The 22,697-nt window shown below is 69.2% G+C and carries 21 protein-coding genes; 7 read left to right on the plus strand and 14 right to left on the minus strand.

Features of this window, described 5'->3' with window-relative positions; translation table 11 throughout:
- Nucleotides 1-31 precede the first annotated feature (31 nt).
- Nucleotides 32-1,522 (plus strand): MocR-like pyridoxine biosynthesis transcription factor PdxR, encoded by a 1,491-nt coding sequence (locus HMPREF2581_RS28370; RefSeq protein WP_003129375.1) that lies wholly within the window; start codon nt 32-34, stop codon nt 1,520-1,522.
- A 15-nt stretch (nt 1,523-1,537) separates the two neighbouring features.
- Here HMPREF2581_RS28370 and HMPREF2581_RS28375 read toward each other — a convergent pair whose 3' ends face one another.
- From HMPREF2581_RS28375 to HMPREF2581_RS28395, 5 genes are all read right to left on the minus strand, one after another.
- Nucleotides 1,538-1,864: a gamma-glutamylcyclotransferase family protein gene (locus tag HMPREF2581_RS28375; RefSeq protein WP_003093540.1), complete on the minus strand. Its 327-nt coding sequence runs from the start codon at nt 1,862-1,864 to the stop codon at nt 1,538-1,540.
- Nucleotides 1,865-1,925: 61 nt separating this feature from the next.
- Nucleotides 1,926-3,635 carry an amidase gene (locus tag HMPREF2581_RS28380; RefSeq protein ID WP_003112050.1) on the minus strand — a complete coding sequence of 570 codons (1,710 nt, stop codon included), beginning with the start codon at nt 3,633-3,635 and terminating at the stop codon, nt 1,926-1,928.
- A 186-nt stretch (nt 3,636-3,821) separates the two neighbouring features.
- Complete coding sequence (locus tag HMPREF2581_RS28385) at nt 3,822-4,319, minus strand: YybH family protein (protein ID WP_003121898.1); 498 nt, start codon at nt 4,317-4,319, stop codon at nt 3,822-3,824.
- A gap of 13 nt (nt 4,320-4,332) precedes the next feature.
- Nucleotides 4,333-5,319: a zinc-binding alcohol dehydrogenase family protein gene (locus HMPREF2581_RS28390; RefSeq protein ID WP_003121899.1), complete on the minus strand. Its 987-nt coding sequence runs from the start codon at nt 5,317-5,319 to the stop codon at nt 4,333-4,335.
- A gap of 12 nt (nt 5,320-5,331) precedes the next feature.
- The gene (locus HMPREF2581_RS28395) at nt 5,332-5,709 is read right to left on the minus strand and encodes a YybH family protein (protein WP_003121900.1); all 378 of its coding nucleotides are present in this window, start codon (nt 5,707-5,709) and stop codon (nt 5,332-5,334) included.
- A gap of 118 nt (nt 5,710-5,827) precedes the next feature.
- Here HMPREF2581_RS28395 and HMPREF2581_RS28400 point away from each other — a divergent pair, with 118 nt between their 5' ends.
- Complete coding sequence (locus HMPREF2581_RS28400; protein WP_003137522.1) at nt 5,828-6,739, plus strand: LysR family transcriptional regulator; 912 nt, start codon at nt 5,828-5,830, stop codon at nt 6,737-6,739.
- Nucleotides 6,740-6,749: 10 nt separating this feature from the next.
- On the opposite strand, the gene HMPREF2581_RS28405 is transcribed toward HMPREF2581_RS28400, so the two are convergent.
- Nucleotides 6,750-7,934, minus strand: coding sequence for an MFS transporter (locus HMPREF2581_RS28405; RefSeq protein WP_003137524.1), 1,185 nt, complete (start codon nt 7,932-7,934; stop codon nt 6,750-6,752).
- A gap of 95 nt (nt 7,935-8,029) precedes the next feature.
- The gene (locus HMPREF2581_RS28410) at nt 8,030-8,959 is read right to left on the minus strand and encodes a LysR family transcriptional regulator (RefSeq protein WP_003137526.1); all 930 of its coding nucleotides are present in this window, start codon (nt 8,957-8,959) and stop codon (nt 8,030-8,032) included.
- 139 nt (nt 8,960-9,098) lie between these two features.
- Between HMPREF2581_RS28410 and HMPREF2581_RS28415 the strand changes: the two genes are divergently transcribed.
- A complete protein-coding gene (locus HMPREF2581_RS28415) occupies nt 9,099-9,815 on the plus strand; it encodes an SDR family oxidoreductase (protein WP_003137528.1) in 717 nt (238 codons plus the stop codon).
- A gap of 9 nt (nt 9,816-9,824) precedes the next feature.
- Here HMPREF2581_RS28415 and HMPREF2581_RS28420 read toward each other — a convergent pair whose 3' ends face one another.
- From HMPREF2581_RS28420 to fepB, 3 genes are read right to left on the minus strand one after another with little or no spacing between them, the layout of a single operon-like run.
- Nucleotides 9,825-10,856 carry a FecCD family ABC transporter permease gene (locus HMPREF2581_RS28420; RefSeq protein ID WP_003119001.1) on the minus strand — a complete coding sequence of 344 codons (1,032 nt, stop codon included), beginning with the start codon at nt 10,854-10,856 and terminating at the stop codon, nt 9,825-9,827.
- Complete coding sequence (locus HMPREF2581_RS28425; RefSeq protein WP_003137530.1) at nt 10,853-11,875, minus strand: FecCD family ABC transporter permease; 1,023 nt, start codon at nt 11,873-11,875, stop codon at nt 10,853-10,855. Before HMPREF2581_RS28425 ends, HMPREF2581_RS28420 begins: the two co-directional genes overlap by 4 nt.
- 30 nt (nt 11,876-11,905) lie before the next feature.
- Nucleotides 11,906-12,811, minus strand: coding sequence for a Fe2+-enterobactin ABC transporter substrate-binding protein (gene fepB / locus HMPREF2581_RS28430; RefSeq protein ID WP_003093531.1), 906 nt, complete (start codon nt 12,809-12,811; stop codon nt 11,906-11,908).
- A gap of 125 nt (nt 12,812-12,936) precedes the next feature.
- Here fepB and HMPREF2581_RS28435 point away from each other — a divergent pair, with 125 nt between their 5' ends.
- Complete coding sequence (locus HMPREF2581_RS28435; protein ID WP_003093530.1) at nt 12,937-13,734, plus strand: ABC transporter ATP-binding protein; 798 nt, start codon at nt 12,937-12,939, stop codon at nt 13,732-13,734.
- Between the two features lie 6 nt (nt 13,735-13,740).
- Here the strand turns inward: HMPREF2581_RS28435 and HMPREF2581_RS28440 are convergent, their stop codons facing one another.
- Nucleotides 13,741-14,529, minus strand: a complete 789-nt coding sequence (locus HMPREF2581_RS28440) for an IclR family transcriptional regulator (protein WP_003119004.1) — start codon at nt 14,527-14,529, stop codon at nt 13,741-13,743.
- A gap of 255 nt (nt 14,530-14,784) precedes the next feature.
- Between HMPREF2581_RS28440 and HMPREF2581_RS28445 the strand changes: the two genes are divergently transcribed.
- From HMPREF2581_RS28445 to HMPREF2581_RS28455, 3 genes are all read left to right on the plus strand, one after another.
- Nucleotides 14,785-16,869 carry a TonB-dependent receptor gene (locus HMPREF2581_RS28445; protein ID WP_003093526.1) on the plus strand — a complete coding sequence of 695 codons (2,085 nt, stop codon included), beginning with the start codon at nt 14,785-14,787 and terminating at the stop codon, nt 16,867-16,869.
- 67 nt (nt 16,870-16,936) lie between these two features.
- Nucleotides 16,937-18,244, plus strand: coding sequence for an NtaA/DmoA family FMN-dependent monooxygenase (locus tag HMPREF2581_RS28450; protein ID WP_003137533.1), 1,308 nt, complete (start codon nt 16,937-16,939; stop codon nt 18,242-18,244).
- A 436-nt stretch (nt 18,245-18,680) separates the two neighbouring features.
- Nucleotides 18,681-19,349: a TIGR04211 family SH3 domain-containing protein gene (locus HMPREF2581_RS28455; protein ID WP_003104779.1), complete on the plus strand. Its 669-nt coding sequence runs from the start codon at nt 18,681-18,683 to the stop codon at nt 19,347-19,349.
- A gap of 83 nt (nt 19,350-19,432) precedes the next feature.
- Here HMPREF2581_RS28455 and HMPREF2581_RS28460 read toward each other — a convergent pair whose 3' ends face one another.
- The 3 genes from HMPREF2581_RS28460 to HMPREF2581_RS28470 are packed head-to-tail and all read right to left on the minus strand — an operon-like array spanning nt 19,433 to nt 22,666.
- Entirely contained in the window at nt 19,433-20,494 is a 1,062-nt protein-coding gene (locus HMPREF2581_RS28460) for a 2,3-butanediol dehydrogenase (protein WP_223718321.1), read from the minus strand.
- 43 nt (nt 20,495-20,537) lie between these two features.
- Nucleotides 20,538-21,650: an acetoin dehydrogenase dihydrolipoyllysine-residue acetyltransferase subunit gene (locus HMPREF2581_RS28465; RefSeq protein WP_003137537.1), complete on the minus strand. Its 1,113-nt coding sequence runs from the start codon at nt 21,648-21,650 to the stop codon at nt 20,538-20,540.
- Nucleotides 21,647-22,666 carry an alpha-ketoacid dehydrogenase subunit beta gene (locus HMPREF2581_RS28470; protein ID WP_003137540.1) on the minus strand — a complete coding sequence of 340 codons (1,020 nt, stop codon included), beginning with the start codon at nt 22,664-22,666 and terminating at the stop codon, nt 21,647-21,649. The genes HMPREF2581_RS28465 and HMPREF2581_RS28470 overlap by 4 nt, the downstream gene beginning before the upstream one ends.
- Nucleotides 22,667-22,697: the final 31 nt, after the last annotated feature.

The raw sequence follows: 22,697 nt of genomic DNA on the forward strand, positions 1-22,697 counted from the left end.
CCCACCAATTAGATGATCGAGGGCAGACCATTTGTTCAGGCAATCACTGCTCGAATCGGTCAAGGCGCGACTCCTCCATCCACAGCTCCAGGCCCTGCCGCTGCATGCGCGAATCCAGCGCGCGATCCGCCAACTGATCCTCGACGGTGCCCTGGCGCCGGGCAATCCGTTGCCGGCCTCGCGGGCGCTGGCGCAGTCGTTGGGGGTATCCCGCGACACCGTCGAAGCGGCCTATTCGCACCTGCATGCCGAGGGCTTCATCGAGCGTCGGGTCGGCAGCGGCAGCGTGGTGGCCGCGGCTACCCGGCTGTCCCCCGGCCGGCGCGGTGCGGGCGCTCCACGACGGGTCGGCGGCGCGCCGCGACTGAGCCGGCGTGGCGAGGCGATGCAGGCTGGCGGCGGGGTTCGCGAGCAGCTCGTCCCGCGCCCCTTCGCTCCCGGCGTGCCGGAGACCCGCACCTTTCCCCTGGCGACCTGGGAGCGCCTGCAGCGCCAGGTCCTCAAGGAATATGGCGCGCGCGCCCTGACCCACGGCGACCCGCAGGGCGCCGAACCGCTGCGCCAGGCGATCGCCGACTACGTCAACCTGGAGCGTGGCGCACGCGCCACGGCCGACCGGGTACTGGTGCTGACCAGTTCGCAACAGGCGCTGGGTCTTTGCGCCAGCGTGCTGCTCGACGCCGGCGAGCGGATATTCGTCGAGGACCCGGCCTACTACGGCGCGCGCAAGGCCTTCGAGGCCGCAGGCCTGGAGTGCCTGCCGGTCCCGGTCGACGAACAGGGCCTGCGGCCCGAGCCGATCCTCGCCCAGCCGCAGGCGGCGCGGGCGCTGTGCCTGACCCCGTCGCACCATTACCCGACCGGCGTGACCCTGTCGCTGGAGCGTCGCCTGGCGCTGATCGAATGGGCGCAGCGGCAGCAGGCATGGATCATCGAGGACGACTACGACAGCGAGTTCCACTACGCCGGCCGGCCCACCGCCTGCGTGCAAGGCCTGGACGTCCACGAGCGGACGCTCTACATCGGCACGTTCACCAAGTCGCTGTTTCCCGGCCTGCGCATCGGCTACATGGTCCTGCCGCCGGCGCTGGTGGCACCGATGACCGTCGCCCGCTCCCTGCAGGACGGGCACAACGCCTCGCTGGCGCAACTGACCCTGGCGCGCTTCATCGCCGGCGGCCACTTCGGCGCCTACGTGCGCGGCATGCGCAACCTCTACGGCGAGCGCCTGGGATTCCTCGCGGAGCGGGTAGGCAAGCGTCTGGGCGGCCTGGTCGAGCCGCGCGTGCCGGCCGGCGGGCTACAGATGCCCGGGCTGCTCTGCGCGGAAATCGACGAAACGCGCGCCATCGCGGCGGCATACCGCGCCGGTGTCGAGCTGGTCGGGCTCAGCGCCCTGCATCTCGCCGCGCCACCGCGAGCGGGTTTCCTGATGGGCTTCGCCGCCTACACCACGGACGAGCTGGAGGCGGCGGTCGGGGTCCTCGCGAAGACCCTGCGCGGTTTGCGTGCGAATCCCTAGGTCGCCGGCAAGCGTTCAGTCGCGCAGGGCGTAGACGTAGGCATCGACCTGGGCGCCGTCGGCCAGCGTTACCCGGGTCGCCACGCGCCGGTATTCGGTGCCTTCGAATTCATCCAGCGCGGGCCAGTGCTCGGCGAGGCGGTCGGAGACGAACACATGGCCGTGGATTTCCTCGCCGTCGGCGTCGATCGCCAGGCCCGGAAAGCCCATCCCGGCGCCCCAGCCCTTTTCCAGCAGGCGACCGCGGAGGCTGGCCGCCTGCCATTGCCCGCCGATCTTCTGCATCAGGTGTTCGTTGGGACGGCCGGGGCCGAGGCTGCCGTAGACGAAGAGTCGCTGCATCGATAACTCCCTTGAACGGAAGAGCGTGGGCGCAAGACGTGAAGCCTTCCGCCCGCGCCTTTCACTTGCTTGCCAGCGGTGGAGTACGCGGCGGCACGATACGCCGCGAGCCGGTCGACTCGAAGGCCGCGGCGAAGCGCAGCAGCGCCGAGTCGTCGTAGGCGCGGCCGGCGAAGGTCAGGCCCACCGGCATGCCGATGTCGGCCATCACCCCCATCGGTACGGTGACCGTCGGCACGCCGAGGTGGCGGATGGCGAGGTTGCCGTTGGCGACCCAGACACCGTTGCTCCAGGCGATGTCGGCCGAGGCCGGGTTGACGTCGGCGTCCGCCGGGCCGACGTCGGCGACGGTGGGGAAGAGCACGGCGTCCAGGCGCAGGCGTCGCATCCACTCCTCGAGGTCGATCCGCCGGGTTTCCTCAAGGCCGCGCAGGCCATCGGGGAGGGTCGCGATCCGGTCCCAGGGCTTGATGCCGCGCTCGGCCATCCGCACGTATTCGTCCATGCCGGCGGCCAGGTCGCCCTCGCGGTTGGGCAGGGTGCCGGGGTCGTGGGGGAAGATCTGCGGGCCGTCGACATCCGCCAGGCGGTTCAGCTTCGGATCGCCATTGGCGCGCAGGAAGTCGTCGAAGCCCCAGGCCGAGAGTTCCCACAGCTCGTCGTGGAGGAATTCCTTCGACACCAGGCCGCGGTTGAACACGGTGGGCGCGCCGGGTCGGTCGCCCTCGCAGTTCGACACCAGCGGGAAGTCCACCTCGATCACTTCGGCGCCGGCGGCTTCCAGGGCCTTGCGCGCCTGTTCCCAGAGGGCGATGACCGAGGGCCGGGTATGGATGCGCTGGCCGGTCGGGCCGCCGATCCCGGGGGACTCGCTGGTGCCCGCATCGGGGTCGGCGTTGATGAACATGCGCGGCACGCCGAAGCGCTTGCCGGCCAGGGCCTCGGCGCCTGCGGCCAGGGCCGGGTAGCTCGCCGGGCGTACCTCGGAGGCCTTGGGGATCGGCACCCAGGGCTGCATGCGCCAGAGGTCGCCGCGGGTATCGGGATCGTCGGCGACCACCACGTCGAGGATTTCCAGCAGGTCGGCCATGCTCCGCGCATAGGGCACCACCACGTCCATGGTCGGCGTCAGCGGCCAGTTGCCGCGCACCGAGATCACCCCGCGCGAAGGGGTGTAGGCGCACAGGCCGTTGTTCGACGCCGGGCCGCGCCCGCTCGACCAGGTTTCCTCGGCCAGGCCGAAGGCGGCGAAGCTGGCCGCGGTGGCGGTGCCGGCGCCATTGGAGGACCCCGAGGCGAAGGGCGCGGTGAGGTAGGCGGCATTGTACGGGCTCTCCGCGCGGCCGTAGACGCCGCGCTGCATGCCGCCGTTGGCCATGGGCGGCATGTTGGTCTTGCCCAGGCAGATCGCCCCGGCGGCGCGCAGGCGCTCGACGGTGAAGGCATCGCGCTGGGCCACCAGGTCCTTGAACGCCGGGCTGCCGGAAGCCGCGGTGAGGCCCTTGACCAGGTAGCTGTCCTTGGCGGTGTAGGGAATGCCGTCCAGCGGACCGAGGGTCTCGCCACGCGCCCGGCGGGCGTCGGAGGCCTGCGCTTCGGCCAGCGCATCGGGATTGCGCACCACCACCGCGTTCAGCGCGGTGGGCGTGCCGGGTGCATCGTAGGCGTCGATCCGCGCCAGGTAGGCCTGGACCAGTTCGACCGCCGTGGTACGACCGGACTCGAGCGCGTCACGCAGCTCGGCGATGGAAACCTCGGTGACCTCGATCATGCTGTCACCGCCTGGCGAATGGAGACGGGGAGACCGTTAGCGACGCTCATCATCGTTCCTCTTGTTCTCTGCTTGCTGCGACGGGGGCGGACCTTAGCCCGGCGCCGGAAGCGCCAGTGTACCAACTTGGCCGGTGGCGGCGCTGTCCGGCCGGCGTGTCGCGACCGTTCCCGGCCAGGCCCGGCCTCAGGGCTGCCGGGGAGGGTTGGTAGTGCTGAAGATGTAGCGCGCGAAGCGCCATTGGCCGTCGTTTTCGCGGTGCAGGAGGAACACCTCCTGGTTGGCCTCGGCGCCTGCGGGAGCGTCGACGCCGAGCACTTTCACCGTGCCGTTGGAGCGGGTCCGGGCGAAGGCCCAGTCCGGGCCCAGCGGACGGATCTCGTCGATGCTGAAGTCGATGTCCAGGCGGATCTTCGCGAACACCTGCCGGTAGGCCGCGCGTACCGCCTCGCGGCCTACCGCGGGCAGGCTGTGTTGCGGCATGAACACCGGGTCGCGGGCATAGAGCTTCATCACCGCGTCGACGTCGGAGGCATTCAGTGCCTGTTCATAGCGTTCCAACTGCCGGGTGACGGCAGTCTCGACGTTGGTATCCGGGGCCGCTGTGGCGGTGTGCGCCGCGAACGGCGAGAGGCTGGCGAACAGGAACGGAAGCGCCAGTCGGGCAAGGGGAATACGGAGCATGGTCGGTTCTCCTCTAGACACGGACGACGAACTTGCCGAACGCGCGATTGGCCTCCATGAGGCTGTGGGCGCGGGGCAGGTCGTCGAAGTCGAAGGCGGCGGAGAGCAGAGAGGGCAGGCGGCCGGCGGTCCGTTCCCGCACCACCCAGCCCAGTGGCGACTCGCCCAGGTCCATGTACGCGCCTCCGAGCAGGCCGCTGGGGAAGAAGCTCAGGCGGGTCGCGCCGGGCAGGTCCTGCATCAACTGGAACTGTTCGAGCAACGGCGGGCCGCCGAGCAGACCGATCACGCACACCGAGCCGAACGGGCGCAGGCAGCGGACGCTGTCGCGCAGGGTTGGCGCGCCGACCACCTCGAGCGCGGCGTCCACCCCTTCCGGCGCCGCCGCGAGTATCGACGCGCAGAGTTCGCCGTCGTCGATGAACACCTGGTCGGCGCCCAACTGCCGCAGGCGCGCCGTGTGCTCCGCGCTGCGGGTACTGGCTAGCACCCGCAGGCCGCGTGCCTTGGCGTAGGTCAGGGCGGCCAGGCCGACCGAAGAGGTGGCGCCGCGTACCAGCAGGGTCTGCCCAGGCTGGATCGCCAGGCTGCGATCCAGGGCGCCCCATACGGTCAGGTAGGCCTGTGGCAGCGCCGCCAGCTCTTCCCAGGACAGTTCGCTGTCCGGCAAGGCCACCACATTGCTGCGCAGGACCGTGACCTCTTCCGCGTAGCTGCCGTTGCGGCTGAACTGCATGCCGCCCATCGCGGTGGCGACCCGCTGGCCGACCCGGAATTGCCCGGCCGGGTCCTGAAGGACTTCGCCGACCGCTTCGATACCGGGTACCACCGGCCCGGCGATCGGCCCCATCTTGCCGGCGCGCCGGTAGAGTTCGGCGCGGTTCAGGCCGAAGGCACGCACGCGTATCCGTACTTCGTTGGCGTTCGGTTCGGGCGAGGCGATGTCGTGCAGGCGCAGGACTTCCGGGCCGCCAGGCTGTTCGATGACGTAGGCTTTCATGTCGGTGGCTCCTCAGGCGCGCGGTTGGTTGGTGGCGAAGAGATAGCGGTGGATCTTCCAGTGGCCGTGTTCGCGCCGGAACACGAACAGCTCGTTGTTGCCCTCCGCGATTTCCACGTCTTCGGCCAGGAGGCGGGTGCGGCCGGCCGAACTGGTGCGGGCCCAGGCCCAGTCGCCGATGACCTCGACCTCGTGGATGTCGAAGCGGATCTGCAACTTGATACTGGCGAACACTTGCTGGTAGCCGGCGCGGACTGCCTCGCGGCCGACCAGGGCCGGGGCGTGCTGCGGCATGAATACCGGCGCTTCGCCGTAGAGATCGAGGATGGCGTCGATGTCGTTGGCGTTGAGGGCGGTCTCGTAGGATTGCAGGATGGACTGGATGGTCATGGTCGGTATCTCCGTGGTGGGCCACCGTCGATGGTGGGCGAGTCCGACTTTCCTCCTTTCGAATTCGGTATAAAACTTACAGGATAGAGAGTTTATCTATCATTTATGAGAGGGATGCATGGACCTCAATGCGCTCCGTATGTTCGTCGGCGTCGTTCAGGCGGGCAGCCTGTCGGCTGCAGCCGCACGCCTTGAGATACCGCTGCCGACGCTCAGCCGACGGGTCCGCGAGCTGGAGCACCAGCTCGCCGTGCAACTGCTCGAGCGTTCGGTCCGCGGCACGCGGCTGACCGAGGCGGGCATGCGTCTCTACGAGAACGCCGCGCGCGGTGTCGAGATACTGCACGAGGCGGAGCAGGCCCTGGCGTCGGACCAGGCGCGTCTGAAGGGACGCCTGCGGTTGTCGTTGCCGCCCGGCTTCGAACCCTGGTGGGAGCTGCTGGGGGTGTTCCAGCGGCGCTATCCGGATATCCGCGTGCAGGTGTTCACCTCCGAGCGGCGCATCGATCTCGTCGAGGATGGGGTCGACGTGGCCCTTCGGGTCGGCGCGGTTGCCCATGAGGCGATGGTGGCGCGCCGCCTCTTCGCCTATCGCCACGTTCTGGTGGGTAGCCCGCGCCTGCTTGAACGCGAGGGTGGAATGGAAACGCTGGACGACCTGCGCCGTTTCCCGGTCGGCATGTGGTACCCGGGCGGCAGCGGCGAGGGCGCCTGGCTGCTCGGTGGCCAAGCGGTCAAGCCGCGGATCGTGCTGGCGACCAATGACTACGCGCATCTGCGTGCCCGCGCCCTGGATGCCGAACTGGTCACCGAGCTACCACCGTTCATGGCTGCCGCCGCGGTGCGTGCGGGGCAACTGATCGAGTTGCTGCCTGAGCACCCCTTGCCGGAGCAGGAGATCCACTTGCTCTATCCGTCGCACCGGCATCCGTCGACGATCGTCAGGTGCTACCTGGATTTCTGCCAGCAGCACCTGGACCTGCTGCACGATGCCTGTCGGCTGGACGGCCCTGCGCCTGGCGCGGGGTAGGACGCTGGCGTCAGCGTCGTCGCGCCAGGCGCGCGACGACGGGGAGCAGCGCCAGACCGAGTACGGCGAGGGCCGCTGCGACGAAGCCGATTCGTTCCAGGCCGAGAGTCGCGATGGTCTCTCCGCCAAGTAGCGCGCCGAGGCCGATCCCGGCATTGGCGGCGGCGACGTTGCTGGTCGCGGCCAGCGCCTGGGCATGCTGCACCGAGCGCATCACGCGCACCTGGCAAACCGGATAGAGCGCGGTATTGGCCACGCCCCAAAGCGCCAGTGCGAGGCAGAACAGGAGCGGCTGGCCGGCCAGGGGGACGCTGGCGGCCATGCCGAGCGCGAGCAGGACGAGGAACAGTGCGGTGGCGCGCAGCGGCGAGCGGTCGACCAGCCTGCCGCCGAGCCAGTTGCCGAACAGGCCTACCGCGCCGAAGCCCATCAGCCACCAGCCGATCCGCGCCGGAGTGATCCCGGCGATACGTTCGAGGATATCGGCCAGGTAGGTGTATGAAACGAACATGGCACTGAACACCAGCACCGACAGCGCGACATTGGCGAGGAACAGCGGTTCGCCGAATATCCGCGCCTGCCGGCGCAGATCGAGACGTTCGCCACGGTCCACGGCGGGCATGAACAGGACGAGGGCGACGGCCATCAGCAGCGACAGCCCGGCGAGTATCCAGAAGGCGCCGCGCCAGCCGATGCCGTTGGCGGCCAGGGTGCCGAGCGGAATGCCCAGCAGGAGCGCGCAGGAAATGCCCAGGTAGACCCTGGCGATGGCCTGCCCGGCGCGCTCGGTACCGGCCAGTTGCGCTGCCGTTTCGCTGGCGGTGCCCCAGAACACCGGCAGCATCAGCGCCGGCACGAAGCGGGCGACGGCGAGCAGCCTGAGGTCGGTCGAGAGCGCGGCGAGGCCGTTGGACAGGGCGAACACCAGCAGGATGGCGACGAACAGCGGCTTGCGTGGCAGGTGGGCGAGCACGGCGGTCAGCGGCGGCCCGAAGAGCATCACGGTAAAGGCGAACAGGGTCACCAGCCGGCCTGCCGCGGAGATGGATATCTGCAGGTCGCGGGCCAGGCTCGGCAACAGGCCGACGATGAGAAATTCGGTGGTAACGATGAGAAACGCGGAGAAGGCCAGGATCGCGACGCTCAGTGTGGAGCGAGGGGCGGCGGCCGGAACGGGGCTGGTGAAGACGGTCATGGAAGCGGCATTCCTCGAATGGAAGGCCGCCATGCTATTGATTCTCCGAATTCCTATCCCTGGCGTTTTTTCCTCTATGCGAGGAATCAAATTCATTAATTGCCCAAGATGTGGCCGGAGGGGATGAGGCTGCGGCCAAGCACGTCGAGCAGGGCGCCGACCTTGGGCAGGTTTTCACGTCGCTTCTGCCAGGCCAGGTTGATCGACAGGCCGTCGCTGGCCAGTTGTGGCAGGACCTCGCGCAGGCGCCCGCTCTCCAGATGCCGGCTGACCAGCCAGGTCGGCAATTGGCCGATGCCGTGGCTGGCAAGCAGTGCCTGCACCACGCCCTCGCCATCGCCTATCGCGATCCGCGTCGGCATCACCCGTCGTTCCAGCTCGCCTGGCTGGTGTCCCGGGAAGTTCCAGGGGGTGGTCAGGCCATCGCCCTGGCCGTACAGCACGCAGTCGTGAGCGGCCAGCTCTTCCACATCGCGGGGCTCGCCGTGTGCGGCGAGGTAGGCCGGCGCGGCACAGAACACCAGGCGCTGTGCGCCGAGGTAGCGGTGACCGAGGGTTTCCGGCCAGATATCCGGACCGCCTATGCGCACCAGGATATCGATGCCCTGGCTGACGGGGTCGATGAAGTCGTCGCTGAAGGAGATATGTGGCACGAGCAGCGCGTGGCGCCTGGCGAAGTCGAGCACCACCGGTAGCACGTGCAGGCGCCCGTAGGAAGCAGGCAGGTCGAGACGGATGCGTCCGCCTGTCTGGTGGTGCTCGGCGTGCAGCGCCAGCTCGGACTCTTCGAGGTCGCCGAGCACTCGCGAACAGGTGCGGTAGAACGTCGTGCCGGCGTCGGTCAGCGCCAGTCGACGAGTGGTCCTCTCGAACAGGCGCAGGCCGAGGCGGTCTTCCAGCCGGGCAATGGCCTTGCTCACCGCCGAGGCGGTCAGGTGCAGTCGCTCCGCCGCCGCGCTGAAGCTGCCGGCTTCGGCGACGCAGACGAAGACGTCTATGCCTTTCAGACGTTCTGAGGAAAACACCGCGACCTCTCGCGAAGGGGGATGATGCGCGCCATGTTCGCCGAAGCGCGGCGTCGGAGAAAGTCCGCGGGCTGTCGCCGGCCGCCGGCGAGGCGTAAGGTGCGGCGTCGGGGGGACCATTTCACGCTGGGGAATCGTCATGACGAATCATCGTACCGCGCTGGTCACCGGCGCCACCCGTGGCATCGGCCTGGCCCTGGCCAGGCGCTTGGCGGCCTCCGGCTGGCGCGTAGTGGGCATCGCCCGCCATGCCAGCGACGACTTTCCTGGACGTCTGCTGTGCTGCGACCTGGCCGATCCTGCGCAAACCGCCGAGACGCTGCGCGGATTGCTCTCGGAAAGCGCCGTGGATGCGTTGGTCAACAACGCCGGGATCGCCCTGCCGCAAAGCCTGGAGAACCTCGACCTGGCCGCTCTGCAACAGGTCTTCGACCTCAACGTACGGGTCGCCGTGCAGCTTGCCCAGGCCTGCCTGCCGGGGCTCAAACGTTCGCCGGCGGGCCGCATCGTCAACCTGTGCAGCCGGGCGATCCACGGCGCCCGCGAACGCACCGCCTACGCCGCGGCGAAGAGCGCGCTGGTCGGGGTGACTCGCACCTGGGCGCTGGAGCTGGCGCCGCTGGGCATCACGGTCAACGCGGTGGCGCCCGGGCCGATCGAGACCGAACTGTTCCGCCAGACTCGCCCGGTCGGCGGCGAGGAGGAGCGGCGGATTCTCTCGACCATCCCCATGCAGCGGCTCGGGCGGCCGGACGAAGTGGCCGCGCTGATCGAGTTCCTGCTCAGCGAGGGCGCTTCGTTCGTCACCGGCCAGGTGATCGGCGTCGACGGCGGTGGCAGCCTGGGCGGTCGTTGAGGCCGGGGCTCAGATCCGGCGGCTGCGCAGCAGTAGCCAGAGCAGGTAGAAACCGCCGAGCAGGCCGGTCATCAGGCCGATCGGCAGGTTGGCGACGTATGCCAGGCGCTGGCCGAGCAGGTCGGCGGCCAGCAGCAGGACCGCGCCCATCAATGCGCCGGACAGCAACGGCACCCCGGCCGAGCGGGTCAGGCGCCGGGCCAGTTGCGGGCCGGCCAGGGCGATGAAGGCGATGGGGCCGGCCGCGGCGGTGGCGATGGCGGTCATGCCGACGGCGACCAGGACCATCTGCAAGCGCACGCGCTCCACCGCCACGCCGAGCTGGGCGGCGCTGGCATCGCCCAGCTCCAGCACCTCCAGGCGTCGACCGTGGTACAGCGCCAGCGGCACGCTGGCGAGCAGGCCCAGCGCTGCCGGGACGACGTGCGACCAGGTCCGGGTGTTCAGCGAGCCGGCCAGCCAGAGCTGGGCGTACATCGCCTGGTCGAGGTTGCCGGTGACCAGCAGCAGGCTGTTCAGGCCCGACAGGCTGGCGCCGACACCGATGCCCACCAGCACCAGGCGGTAGCCGCCGGCGGTGGCGCCCCGGCGCGCCAGCAGCACCACCGCCAGCGCCGTGCAGAGGCCGGCGGCCAGCGCCGCCAGCGAGGTGGCCAGCGGGCCGGCATCGAACAGGATGATCTGCACGATGGCGCCGCTGGCGGCGCCGGTGGTGAAACCGATGACGTCGGGCGAGCCCAGCGGATTGCGCGAGATCGACTGGAAGATCGCCCCGGCCATGCCCAGCGCGGCGCCGACCAGGCAGGCGGTGAGCACCCGTGGCAGGCGCACGCGCTGGACGATGCGCTGGGCGGTGGGGTCCTGGCCCTGGCCGAGTAGGCTGGCGAACACCTCTGCCGGGCCCAGCGCCAGGCTGCCGGTCCCCAGCAGCGCCGCCGCCAGCGCCAGCCCGACCCCCGCGAGGACCAGGCAGGCCAGCGCCGCCCGTGGCCGCCAACGCAGCGACAGGGAACCCAGGCGCAGGGCGTGGAGACCGTTCACAGGCGGCTCAGGCGGAAGCGCCTGACCAGGACGATGAAGGCCGGTCCGCCGAGCAGCAACGCGACGATTCCGGCGGCGATCTCCGCCGGCGCCGCCAGCAGCCGCCCGAGGATGTCGGCGCCGAGCAGCAGGCCGGCGGCGATCAGCGCCGAGAAAGACAGGATCCAGCGCTGGTCCGGTCCGGCCAGCAGTCGCGCGAGGTGCGGGGCGACCAGGCCGACGAAGGCGATCGGCCCGGCCAGGGCGGTCGCCGCGCCGGCCAGCAGCATCACCGCCAGGCAGGCGAGCAACCAGGTCAGGCGCAGGTCGACGCCGAGCGCCTGGCCGATCTCCTGGCCCAGGGCCAGGGCATTGAGCCTGGCGGCGAGGGCGAAGGCGGCGGCCAGCCCGGCGCCGATGGCCAGACCCGGCCATCCGAGCAGGGCGAAGCCGCTGCCGGAAAGCGAGCCGGCGGCCCAGTGGCGGAAGCGGTCGAAGACTTCCGGCGGGGCGTTCAGCACGATGATCCCGGTCAGCGAGGCGAGCATCACCGACAAGCCGGCACCCGCCAGCACCAGGCGCACCGGGTTGGTGCCGGTCTCGCGGGCCTGGCCGAGAAGGAATACGGCGATGCCGGCCAGGCCGGCGCCGAGGAAGGCGCAACCGAGGTACTGGCCCATGCTCGCCAGGTCGAACAGCGCGACCCCGACGATCACCGCCAGCGCCGCGCCGGCGTTGATCCCCAGCAGGCCGGGTTCGGCCAGCGGATTGCGCGTCAGCGCCTGCATCAGCGCGCCGGCCACTCCCAGCGCCGCGCCGGCCAGCAGCGCCACCAGGGTGCGTGGCAGGCGCAGTTCGCGTACCACCAGGTGGCGATCATCGTGCGGATCGACGGCTTGCAGGGCGTCCAGGGTGACCGCCAGAGGCACCGGCCGCGAGCCCAGCGCCAGGCTGGCCAGGGCCGCCAGCGCGAGCAGCAGCGCGCCGGCGAGCAGGCCCCAGGCGCGCAGGCGCCGGCGGCGCATCGGGGACGCCTGCATAAGCGGACTTCCGGCGAACGGGCGCATGGCTCAGCGGAAATGGCGGGCGACGTTGTCGATCATCTGCCGCCCCGAGTAGTAGTCGATGCGGAAGGAACTGGGGCCCAGGGCGTACACGCGCTTTTCGCGCACCGCCGACAGGTTGGCCAGCACCGGGTCGGCGAGGAACGCCTGCACGTCGTCGTCGCTGGCGCCGAGCAGGAACACGCTGTCGCCGGCGATGGCGGCGGGCAGGTTTTCCCGCGAGATGAACTGGAAGTCCGAGGCGCGTGTCACCTTGCCCGCCAGCGCCTCCGGCAGTTCCGCCACCTGGAAGCCGAGGGCTTCGAGCAGGCGTGCCTGGGGGCTGGCCTGGCGGCCGATGGAATAGCTGCCGGCGATGTTGTAGCCGACCACGCTGACCGGGCCCTGCGGCGGCGCGATGGCCGCGGCGACTTCGGCGGTGTAGGCGTCGAAGCGCTGGATGGCGGCCTGCGCCTGGCGTTCCAGGCCGGTGTGCCGGCCCAGCTCGGTAGCCAGTTCCTGCCAGCTGTGTTTCGAGTAGTCGACCACCAGCGTCGGTACGCCCTGCGCCTCCAGCTCCGCACGGTATGGCGCGGCGCTGTCGGCGCCGGTGGCGGAGGCGACCAGCAGGTCCGGATCCTGGGCGATCACCGCTTCGATGTCGAAGCGCAGGTTGCGGTAGAGCACCTCGACGCCACGTTGGTCGGCGACCTTCGCCCATTGCGAGAAGAAGCCCTTGGCGTCGGTCAGGCGACTTGGCGTGGTGGCGGCGCTGGCCACCAGCGGTGCGTCCATCGCCAGCAGGATGCCGGTGACGCTCGGGGTGGTGGAGACGATCCGCGCCGGCTTCGGCTCCCCGGCCGCGGCGAGGGTGGCGAACAGGCTCAGGGCGAGGGCGAGTAATGGCAGGGCGGAGCGGCGGCGGGTCGGCATGAAGGCTGTTTTCGCTGTAGGGGAAGCCGGGCGGACGGATTCATATGATAATGCTTCTCATGCAGTCTATTCCATAATGTAGAATCGATTCCACATATTCGAGCCATCTCATCTAGGAACCTCTCATGACCCATCGCCTGCACGCGGACGCCGTGACCTTGCGTCGCGACGCGCGGACCGTTTCGCGGAATCTCTCGCTGGCCATCCCCGAGGGTTCGTTCAGTGTGATCGTCGGGCCCAACGCCTGCGGCAAGTCGACCCTGCTGGCGGCATTGTCGCGTCTGTTGGCGCCGGCCGAGGGCCGGGTGGTGCTGGATGGCAGGGATATCCACAGCCTGCCGGGGCGGGAAGTGGCGCGGCGTCTCGGCCTGCTGCCGCAGAGCGCGCTGGCGCCGGATGGCATCACGGTGGCGGAGCTGGTGGCGCGCGGACGCTATCCGCACCAGTCGTTCCTGCGCCAGTGGTCGCCGGCGGATGAGCGCGCGGTAGCGGCGGCGCTACGCGCCACGCGGGTCGACGGCCTGGCCGAGCGACCGCTCGACGCGCTCTCCGGCGGCCAGCGGCAACGCGTGTGGATCGCCATGGTGCTGGCGCAGGAAACCCCGTTGCTGCTGCTCGACGAGCCGACCACCTACCTGGATATCGTCCACCAGATCGAATTGCTCGAACTGCTCGCCGAGCTGAATCGCCAGGGGCGCACCATCGTCGCCGTGCTGCACGACCTCAACCAGGCCTGCCGCTATGCCTCGCACCTGATCGCCATGCGTGACGGCGCGATCCTCGCCGAGGGCGCGCCGGCGCATATCTTCACCGAGCGTCTGGTGGAGGAGGTGTTCGGCTTGCGCTCGTTGATCATCGCCGACCCGGTCAGCGGCACGCCGCTGCTGGTGCCGCGCGGGATCGCCGCCGACGCGCCGGGCTGAGGTGGCTCAGCGCGGCGGCGGCCGCATGCCGGGATGGAGGACCAGGCCGCCGGTGGACTGGTTGACCTGCAGCGCCTCGTGGAACAGCGCGTCGCGGTCTTCCGCCGACTGCAACTGGCCGAGATCGGTCACCGTGGTCATGGCGCAGACGATCTCCTGCTGGGCGTCGAACACCGGCGCCGCCTGGCCGGTGACGTTCGACAGCAGGTGGCTGGTCAGTTCGGCCCAGCAGCGCTCGCGCACCTCGTCGAGCAGCGCGCGGCTCGGCGGGCTGCCGCGGAAGTGCGCCGGTTGCTGCTTGCGCGCGGCGTCGACCACGGCCTTCGGCAGGAAGGCCTGGAACACCAGGCCGCAAGCGGTATTGTCGATGGGCAGGATATCGCCCAGGGCCAGCGGGTTGATCGAGAAATAGGCGCTGCGGTACCAGCGCACCAGGGTCGGGCCGCGCTCGGTCCAGATCGCCACCCCGCCGCTGGCGGCATGCCGTTGGGCCAGGGCCTTCATGTGGCGGGCGGCGATATCCACCGCGTCGATCCGCTTCAGCGCGCCTATGCCGATGCTCAGCGCCGCCGGCCCGAGGTCGTAGAGGCCGCTGAGCGGGTCCTGGCGGGCCAGGCCTTCCTTCACCAGGCTCTGCAGGTAGCGGTGCGCGGTGGAGCCGCCGGTGCCGGTGCGCCGGGCCACTTCGCCGAGGGCCAGCTCGCCTTCGGCGTTGGCCAGGGTCTTCAGGAAGCGCGCGGCGATGGACACCGACTGGATGGTGCCGGAGCGCTTTTCGCCCGGGGCGTCCGGCATCTCGTCCGCCGGGGGCTGCGAAGTATTCAACGGCTCGGTCTCCTCACCACGGTTGATCCATAGGCTTCGGTCCGCGCTGCGGTGGCGCGGGCGGCGCCCATGATACCGATTCCCCGGGGCGGTGGGGCGCCGCGGAAGGGACGGGCGTAGGAGATTCCATATTTCGCAATGAGGAATGTATTCCCCATTGAGGAATGATCTGGTGGCGTGATAGCCTGAATGGAAAAGAGAGTCATTCCCATTTGGAGAAGATCCTTGAACGCCCGCACGCACCGCACGCTCAACCGGGGAATCGGCGTCGTCACGCTGTCCACCCTGCTCGCCTCGCCATCGGCACTGGCCCGGGAAAACCCGCCCGCCGAGGACGAACCCGCCGCCCTCGAGGCGCTGGTCGTGACCGGCGAGAAACGTGAACGCTCGCTGAAGGACACGGCGTCCTCGGTATCGCTCACCAGCGCCCGCGACATCGACCGCAAGCAGACCGGCAACGCCTCGGTCGCCGAGGTGATCAATGGCAGTCCCAACGTGGTCTACACCGACTCGGTGGGCGCGCCGATCATCCGCGGCCAGGACACCCAGGGCCCGAACAACGGGCAGAACGTGTTCTGGGGTGGCACAGTGCCGCGGGCGACGATCAACCTCGATGGCCACTACCTGAACTACAACGAGATGTTCTTCGGCGCGACCTCGGTCTGGGACGTCGACAGCATCGAGGTGTTCCGCGGCCCGCAGACCACCTCCCAGGGCGCCAACGCCATCGCCGGGGCGATCATCGTCAACACCAAGGACCCGACCTTCAGCCCCGAGGCTGCCTACCAGGCGGAGATCGGCAGCTACCATTCGCGGCGCAGCTCGATCGCAGTGTCCGGCCCGCTGGCGCAGGACTTCGCCGGGCGCCTGGCGGTGGACTACGCGGGCCGCGACACCTTCATCGACTACGACAACCCGAAGTTCCAGGACAGCGGCACCGACCAGGACTTCCGCGCCCTCAACGCGCGCGCCAAGCTGCTCTGGCTGCCCAGCGGAATTCCGGGCCTGGAGAGCAAGTTCACCTTCTCCCACAACGACAGCAACCGCCCGACCCAGGAAGCGGCGACCCGCCCGTTCGACAAGCTCGACCATCGCTCGACCACCATGCCCAGCTGGGAGCAGGACACCAACACCAGCATCCTCGACGTCGCCTATGACCTCGACAATGGCATCCGCCTGTTCAACCAGGCGCAGTACTCGCTGTCCTCGGTGCACCGCACCACCGGCGCGGGCGGCGAGGGCGACGCCGACATCCGCCAGAAGAACGCCTCCAACGAATCGCGGATCAGCTTCGGCGAGCAGGAGGACCGGATCAGCGGCATGGGCGGGGTCTACTACGCCCGCACCCGCACCGACGAGACACTGCACCTGCGCGGGCTGTCGGCCTTCGACGACACGAAGAAGAACCTCGGTGTGTTCGGCGAGCTGAACTACCGCCTGAGCGACCGCTGGACCCTGACCACCGGCCTGCGCTACCAGGAGGATCGCATCGAGCGCAGCGGCAACTCGGTGCTGGCGCCGCGTCCGCTGGACTACCAGAAGACCTTCTCGGCCTTCCTGCCGAAAGTCTCCCTGGCCTTCGCCGCAACCCCGGACTGGACCGTCGGCGGCCTGGTCAGCCGCGGCTACAACCCCGGCGGCGTGTCGCTCAACCTGACTACCCGCAACTGGGCCTACTTCAAGGAAGAAACCATCTGGAACTACGAACTGTTCACCCGCGCCAGCCTGCTCGACGGCCGCCTGCTGCTGAACGGCAACCTGTTCTTCATGGATTTCAAGGACGCCCAGTACAACATCCCGGTGGTGGTTTCGCCGGGGGTGGCGCAGTCGTACACCATCAACGCCGAGAAGGCCCACGCCTACGGCATGGAGCTGGACCTCGACTACCGCCTACGCGACGACCTGCGGCTGAAGGCCAGCGCCGGCGTGCTACGCACCCGGATCGACGAGATGTCCGGCAATACCGGCTACGAGCACAACGAGTTCGCCCGCTCGCCGGGCTATACCCTCAGCTTCGGACCGAGCTGGGACGTCACCGAGCGCCTCAACCTGAACGCCCAGGTGCGCTACCTGGACGGCTACTACTCGGACACCGCCAACACCAAGGCCTACTCGATCAAGGCCTACACCCTCACCGACGCCCGCGCCAGCTACCGCTTCAACGACCAGGTGCAGCTCTATGGCTACGTGAAGAACGTGTTCGACGACCGTTCGCCCACCTACATGCAGGAAAACCGGGGGATCGGTGGCATCGAGGCGAGCATGACGCAGCCGCGGACCCTCGGCATCGGCATCAAGGGCACCTTCTAGGCGCCCCGAGAAGCCGGCCCCGCGCAGGGCCGGCCCAGCCCCAGAGCCCATACAGGAGATTGGCACGATGAGTACCCCGAAACGCCTGCACATCGGCATGTCGCTGGCCCCCACCTGGCTCAGCGGCGATGCCTGGCGGCGCCCCGACAGCAACATCGAAGGCATCTTCGGCAGCGATTTCGCCGTCGACATCGCCAGGCGCTCCGAAGCCGCCCACCTCGACTTCGTGTTTCGCCCGGACGTCAGCAGCCTGCCACTGGATGTGCTGGAGACCGGCTCCGGCTTCGCCAGCCTGGATCCCACCGTACTGCTTGCCGCGGTCGCCCGCGAAACCTCGCGGATCGGCCTGGTGTCGACGGTCTCCACCACGTTCTATCCGCCCTACGTGGTGGCCCGGCAGCTGCAATCGCTGCACTGGATCAGCGACGGCCGCGCCGGCTGGAACATCGTCACCGCGCTGCAGGGCCACGAGAACTTCGGCCTGGACGCGATGCCCGATGCGGAGCAGCGCTACGCGCGCGCCGCCGAGTTCACCCGGCTGGTGCACGACCTGTGGGACAGCTTCCCCCGCGAGGCACTCCTGGTCGACCGCGAGAGCGGCCGCTACGCCGACGTTTCCCGGGTGCGCCCGGTCGACCACGACGGCGAATTCCTCAAGGTCAAGGGACCGCTCAACCTGCCGGCCTTCGGCGAGGCGCGGATTCCCCTGGTGCAGGCCGGCGCCTCCGAGAGCGGGCGCGACTTCGCCGCCTCGGTGGCCGACCTGGTGTTCGCGCCGACCCCGGACAAGGAGGCTGCCCTGGAACTGCGCCGCGACCTTTCCCGCCGCGCCGAACGCCACGGTCGCTCGCCGCGCGACGTGCGCCTGCTGCCGGGCTTCAGCCTGTACCTGGCGGAGAGCCGTGAGGAGGCGCGGGAAATCTTCATGCAGACCCACGCGCGCCTGGACCGCGCGCGCAAGTTCGCCACGATCAGGCAGATGCTCGGCCTCGACCTCAGCGACTGGCCGCTGGACCGGCCGATTTCCGCGGCCGACCTGCCGCCGCCGGTGGCCAACCCCGGCAGCCGCACCCACACCGACCTGCTGCGGCGCCTGATCGAGCGCGAGACGTTACGCCTGGACCAGTTGCTGCTGCGCCCCGAGGTGGTTTCCGCGGCGCACTGGCAGGTCATCGGTACGGTGGACGATGCCGTCGAGCAGATCGTCGACTGGGCCGCCGCCGGCGCCATGGACGGTTTCATCGCCGCGCCGGGAGGCTCGGTCGGCTCGCTGCGGCTGTTCCTCGAACAGGTGGTGCCGCGCCTGGTGGAGAAGGGGCTGTTCCGCGAGCGCTACAGCGCCACTACCTTCGCCGGGCACCTGGCAGAGGAATGATGGAAAGGGCCGGCGACGGCCGCGACCTGGCGGCGATGGCGAGCGAGTGACCGCCTGCGGTTGGCCGCCTGACGGGCCCGCTGTATCGCAGCACGCCATCCGACCGGTGGGGCGTGGTACAGGCGAGGGAGCCTCTGCCTTGGCGTAGATACCGTCGTACCCCGGGGATCATCCGGACAGGTCGCAGCCTGGGCAGCGCTGGCCGTCGGCAGGCCTGGCATTCTGCTGTTACAACCATCCATCCATTCCTGCGGAAACGAGTGAACTCAATCGCCCCGAGCGCTGTCTGTCAGCCGTCGGCCCAACCGGGCCGGGCGCATGGCCCTTGGCCATGCGGTAGCCCCGCCCCGGTCGCGCGCTTGTCCATAACAATTCGACTGGCCGGCTTTTTCGCTCCCCTTTGCGGGTTTCGTTCTCTCGCCATGTGAAGATTGCCATGTCCCTATCCCGTCGCATCCCCGCCGCTCTTTCCCCGTTCCAGAACCGCGTCATCGGAGCCTGCCTGCTCGGCGGCCTGCTGGCGGCCGGCGCCCCGGCGCAGGCCGAGGAGGCGACCGGCAACGCGCGCTGGGTGAGCGACAGCCTGACCACTTTCGTGCGCAGCGGCCCCACCGATGGCTATCGCATCGTTGGCACCCTCACCTCCGGGCAGAAGGTCGAGCTGCTTGGCACCCAGGGCAACTACAGCCAGGTGCGCGGCGAGAACGGCAGCACCGTGTGGATTCCCAGCCGCGACTTGCAGGAGGTTCCCGGCCAGGCCGAGCGCCTGCCGCAACTGGAACAGAAGGTGGCCGCCCTGACCGCTGAGCTGGACGGCATCAACGACACCTGGAAGACCCGCGTGCAGGGCATGCAGGAAACCCTCGACACGCGCAAGAAGTTGATCGACGAATTGCAGGCGGCGCGCAGCAACCTGGACGCCGAGCTCGGCAAGGCCCGCTCCGACCTGCGTGCGGTGCAGGCGCAACTGGGCGACGAGAACAAGCAGGTGCTGATGCGCTACATGGTCTACGGCGGCAGCATCGCCGGCGCCGGCCTGTTCGCCGGGCTGATCCTGCCGTCGCTGCTGAGGGTGCGGCGCAAGCGCAACGACAAGTGGTTCTGAGCCTCCGCCCGCGTCTCTGCGTTTCGTAAAGCAAGCCCCGCCGGCCGCGGGGCTGTGTCGCAATCGCGACAAGGGCTGAAGCGTCAGCCGCCCGGCGAGACGATGATCTTCACGTTGTGCTCCTTGTTGTTCACCAACTCTTCGAAACCGCGCTCGACGATTTCTTCCAGGCCGATGCGACCGGTCACCAGCGGTGCGATGTCGAGGCGGCCGTCGGCTATGAAGGCGATCACGTCGGCGAACTCGCCGTTGTAGGCGAGGGCCCCGAGCAACTGCTTCTCGGTGGAAACCAGCTCGAAGAAATTGAATTCACTGGGCTCCTCGAAGATTCCCACAAGCACGCATTTGCCGGCCTTGCGAATGGCATCGATGGCCAGCTTGGCGGTGTGCTTGTTGCCGATGCATTCGAAGCTGACGTCGGCGCCAAGCCCGCCGGTGAGGGCGCGGATTTCGCCTAGGGCGTCGCACCGCGAGGGGTCGAGCACCTGGCTGGCGCCGACCTCCAGGGCCTTGGCCTTGCGCGCCGAGGACATCTCCAGGGCGATCACCTGTGCCGCGCCGGCGGCGCGCGCGCACATGATGGTGCACAGGCCGATGGTGCCGGCGCCGACCACCACCACGTTCTGCCCGAGCAGGCTGCCGGCCTTCTTCACCGCGTGCATGCCCACCGCCAGCGGCTCGATCAGCGCGCCGGCCTCGCTGGGAAATCCGGCCGGCAGGGCGTAGAGCAGGTTGGCCGGTACGTTGACGTATTCGGCGAAGGCGCCGTTGTTCATCAGCCCGGTGAAGGCCAGGTTCTCGCAGATGTTGTACAGCCCATGCCGGCAGTAGTAGCAGGTGCCGCAATGCTGGCAGGCGTCTGCGGCGACCGCCTGGCCGAGGGCGAAGCCGGTCACGCCGTTGCCGAGGCGGACGATTTCGCCGCTGAACTCGTGGCCGAGGATGCATTGATCCTTGAGGCCGGTGAGCGGGTGCGGCGCCTCCACGGGGATGAATACCGGGCCGGCCAGGTATTCGTGCAGGTCGGAGCCGCAGATGCCGCACCAGTGCACGCGGATCTGCACCCAGCCGGGCGGCGGCTCGGCCGGGAGCGGCACGTCTTCCACGCGGATATCGTGGCGGCCGTGCCAGACGGCGGCGCGCATCGCCGCGTTGGCTTGCGGGGAACTGTTCATGTCGGTCGTCTCCTCAATGCTGGCGGAGGAAGTCGAGCAGCAGGCGGTTGACCTGCTCGGCGGCCTCCATCTGCACCATGTGCGCCTGTCCGGGAATGATCTCCACCTGGGCTGGCAGGCCCTCGGCATGCCGCGCCGGGATGATCGCGTCATCGCTGCCCCAGATCGCCAGGACCGGCTGGCGGCCCTCGCTCGCCACGGCACGCAGGTCGTTGCGCTGGCGACCGTCGGCGAACAGGTTGTCCAGCAACTGGCGCAGGGCCGCATCGACGCCTTCCAGGCGCTTGTAGCGGAGCATGTCCTCGAGCATCTGCCGGGTGACCAGCTCGGGGTCGGAGAACAACTGCACCAGTTGCGGCTTCAACGCGTTGCGGTTGGCCGCCTCGACGAAGCCGCGCAGGTAGTCGCCGTTGATCTCCTCGCCGAGGCCGGCGCTGCCGATCAGGCTCAGCGACAGCACCCGCTGCGGCGCCAGGCGCGCGCAGTTCAGCGCCACCGCTCCCCCCATGGAGTGACCGGCCAGGTGTACCTGTTCCAGGTCGAGGTGGTCGAGCAGGGCCAGCACGCTGCCGCTGAGTTCATCGAGGTCGCCGCGCACCAGGGCCTTGCCGGACTCGCCGTGGCCCGGCAGGTCTAGAGCGATCACCCGCCGCTCGGCGGCCAGCGCCTCGTGGTTGAACAACCAGTTGTTCAGGTCGCCACCGAAACCGTGGATCAGCAGTAGCGCCGGATCGCCCTCGCCGCGGTCGAAATAGCGCAGGAGGCGCCCGTCCAGCTCGACTTTCCGCGGTGCCGGTCCGCTATCCCCAGCGTCCTCGTCGGCGGGTACGAATTCGGCCTGGAAGCGTTGCACCAGTGCGTCGATCTCCTCGTCGCTCGCCTCGCCCTCGACCACCACGCCGAGCAGCGCGCCGACCGCCAGGGTCTCGTCCTCGCGCGCCACCTTGCGCCGCAGCACGCCCGAGAAGGGCGCCTCGACGCTGCTGGAGATCTTGTCGGTCTCCACGTCGAGCACCTCGTCGCCTTTCTCGATATGCGCGCCCTCTTCCTTGAGCCAGGCGTCCACCCGACCCTCGGTCATCGACAGGCCCCACTTGGGCATGGTCAGTGTATGGATCCGGCTCATGCCGCGTCCCTCCCTTCCAGGGCCTGGCGCACGGCTGCCTCGATCTTCGCCGCGTCGGGGATGTAGAGGTCTTCCAGGGCGTCGGAGAAAGGCACCGGCGTATGGGGCGCGGTGACCCGGCGGATCGGCGCGTGCAGCGCGGAGAAGGCCCGTTCGGCGACCAGCGCGGCGATGTCGGTGGCCATCGAGCAGCGTGGGTTGGCTTCGTCGACCACCACCAGGCGGCCGGTCTTTTCCACGCTTTCGAGAATGCTGTCCTCGTCCAGCGGGCTGGTGCTGCGCAGGTCCAGTACTTCGCAGGAGATGCCCTGGCGCGCCAGGCTGGCGGCGGCGTCCAGCGCCAGGTGGACCATGCGGCCGTAGGTCACCAGGGTGACGTCGTCGCCGTCGCGGAGGAAGTTCGCCTCGCCGAAGGGTACGCTGTACAGCTCCTCGGGTACCTCGCCCTGCATCGAATAGAGCAGCTTGTGCTCGCAGAAGATCACCGGGTCGTTGTCGCGGATCGCCTGGACCAGCAGGCCCTTGGCGTCGTAGGGCGACGACGGGCAGACCACCTTGAGGCCGGGGATGTGGGTCCATAGCGAAGTGAGCATCTGCGAATGTTGGGCGGCGGCGCGCAGGCCGGCGCCGACCATGGTACGGATCACCAGCGGGGTGACCGCCTTGCCGCCGAACATGTAGCGGAACTTGGCGGCCTGGTTGAGGATCTGGTCCAGGCAGCAACCGGCGAAGTCGACGAACATCAGTTCGCACACCGGGCGCATGCCGCGGGTGGCGGCGCCGACCGCGGCGCCGACATAGCCGATCTCTGACAACGGGGTATCCAGCACGCGGCCGGGGAACTGGTGGTAGAGGCCCTTGGTGACCCCCAGCACGCCGCCCCAGGCGTCGTCCTCGCCGGGCGCGCCGGCGCCGCCGGCATTGTCTTCGCCCATGATGAAGACGCTCGGGTCGCGGCGCATTTCCTGGGCCAGCGCCTCGTTGATGGCCTGCTGGTAGCTGATCTTTCTCGCCATGATGGTTCTCCTCGTTCTTGTTTTCGGGCGG

It is taken from the genome of Pseudomonas sp. HMSC057H01, assembly GCF_001836405.1.
GTDB classification, from domain to species: Bacteria; Pseudomonadota; Gammaproteobacteria; order Pseudomonadales; family Pseudomonadaceae; genus Pseudomonas; species Pseudomonas aeruginosa.

Coding starts and splice junctions, on each gene's coding strand:
- HMPREF2581_RS28415 (WP_003137528.1), top strand. CDS start 9,099: ATGACGAATCATCGTACCGCGCTGGTCACCGGCGCCACCCGTGGCATC.
- HMPREF2581_RS28440 (WP_003119004.1), bottom strand. CDS start 14,529: ATGCCGGACGCCCCGGGCGAAAAGCGCTCCGGCACCATCCAGTCGGTG.
- HMPREF2581_RS28465 (WP_003137537.1), bottom strand. CDS start 21,650: ATGAGCCGGATCCATACACTGACCATGCCCAAGTGGGGCCTGTCGATG.
- HMPREF2581_RS28460 (WP_223718321.1), bottom strand. CDS start 20,494: ATGCGCGCCGCCGTCTGGCACGGCCGCCACGATATCCGCGTGGAAGAC.
- HMPREF2581_RS28425 (WP_003137530.1), bottom strand. CDS start 11,875: ATGCAGGCGTCCCCGATGCGCCGCCGGCGCCTGCGCGCCTGGGGCCTG.
- HMPREF2581_RS28450 (WP_003137533.1), top strand. CDS start 16,937: ATGAGTACCCCGAAACGCCTGCACATCGGCATGTCGCTGGCCCCCACC.
- HMPREF2581_RS28435 (WP_003093530.1), top strand. CDS start 12,937: ATGACCCATCGCCTGCACGCGGACGCCGTGACCTTGCGTCGCGACGCG.
- fepB (WP_003093531.1), bottom strand. CDS start 12,811: ATGCCGACCCGCCGCCGCTCCGCCCTGCCATTACTCGCCCTCGCCCTG.
- HMPREF2581_RS28395 (WP_003121900.1), bottom strand. CDS start 5,709: ATGACCATCCAGTCCATCCTGCAATCCTACGAGACCGCCCTCAACGCC.
- HMPREF2581_RS28380 (WP_003112050.1), bottom strand. CDS start 3,635: ATGATCGAGGTCACCGAGGTTTCCATCGCCGAGCTGCGTGACGCGCTC.
- HMPREF2581_RS28385 (WP_003121898.1), bottom strand. CDS start 4,319: ATGCTCCGTATTCCCCTTGCCCGACTGGCGCTTCCGTTCCTGTTCGCC.
- HMPREF2581_RS28375 (WP_003093540.1), bottom strand. CDS start 1,864: ATGCAGCGACTCTTCGTCTACGGCAGCCTCGGCCCCGGCCGTCCCAAC.
- HMPREF2581_RS28405 (WP_003137524.1), bottom strand. CDS start 7,934: ATGACCGTCTTCACCAGCCCCGTTCCGGCCGCCGCCCCTCGCTCCACA.
- HMPREF2581_RS28470 (WP_003137540.1), bottom strand. CDS start 22,666: ATGGCGAGAAAGATCAGCTACCAGCAGGCCATCAACGAGGCGCTGGCC.
- HMPREF2581_RS28390 (WP_003121899.1), bottom strand. CDS start 5,319: ATGAAAGCCTACGTCATCGAACAGCCTGGCGGCCCGGAAGTCCTGCGC.
- HMPREF2581_RS28400 (WP_003137522.1), top strand. CDS start 5,828: ATGGACCTCAATGCGCTCCGTATGTTCGTCGGCGTCGTTCAGGCGGGC.
- HMPREF2581_RS28455 (WP_003104779.1), top strand. CDS start 18,681: ATGTCCCTATCCCGTCGCATCCCCGCCGCTCTTTCCCCGTTCCAGAAC.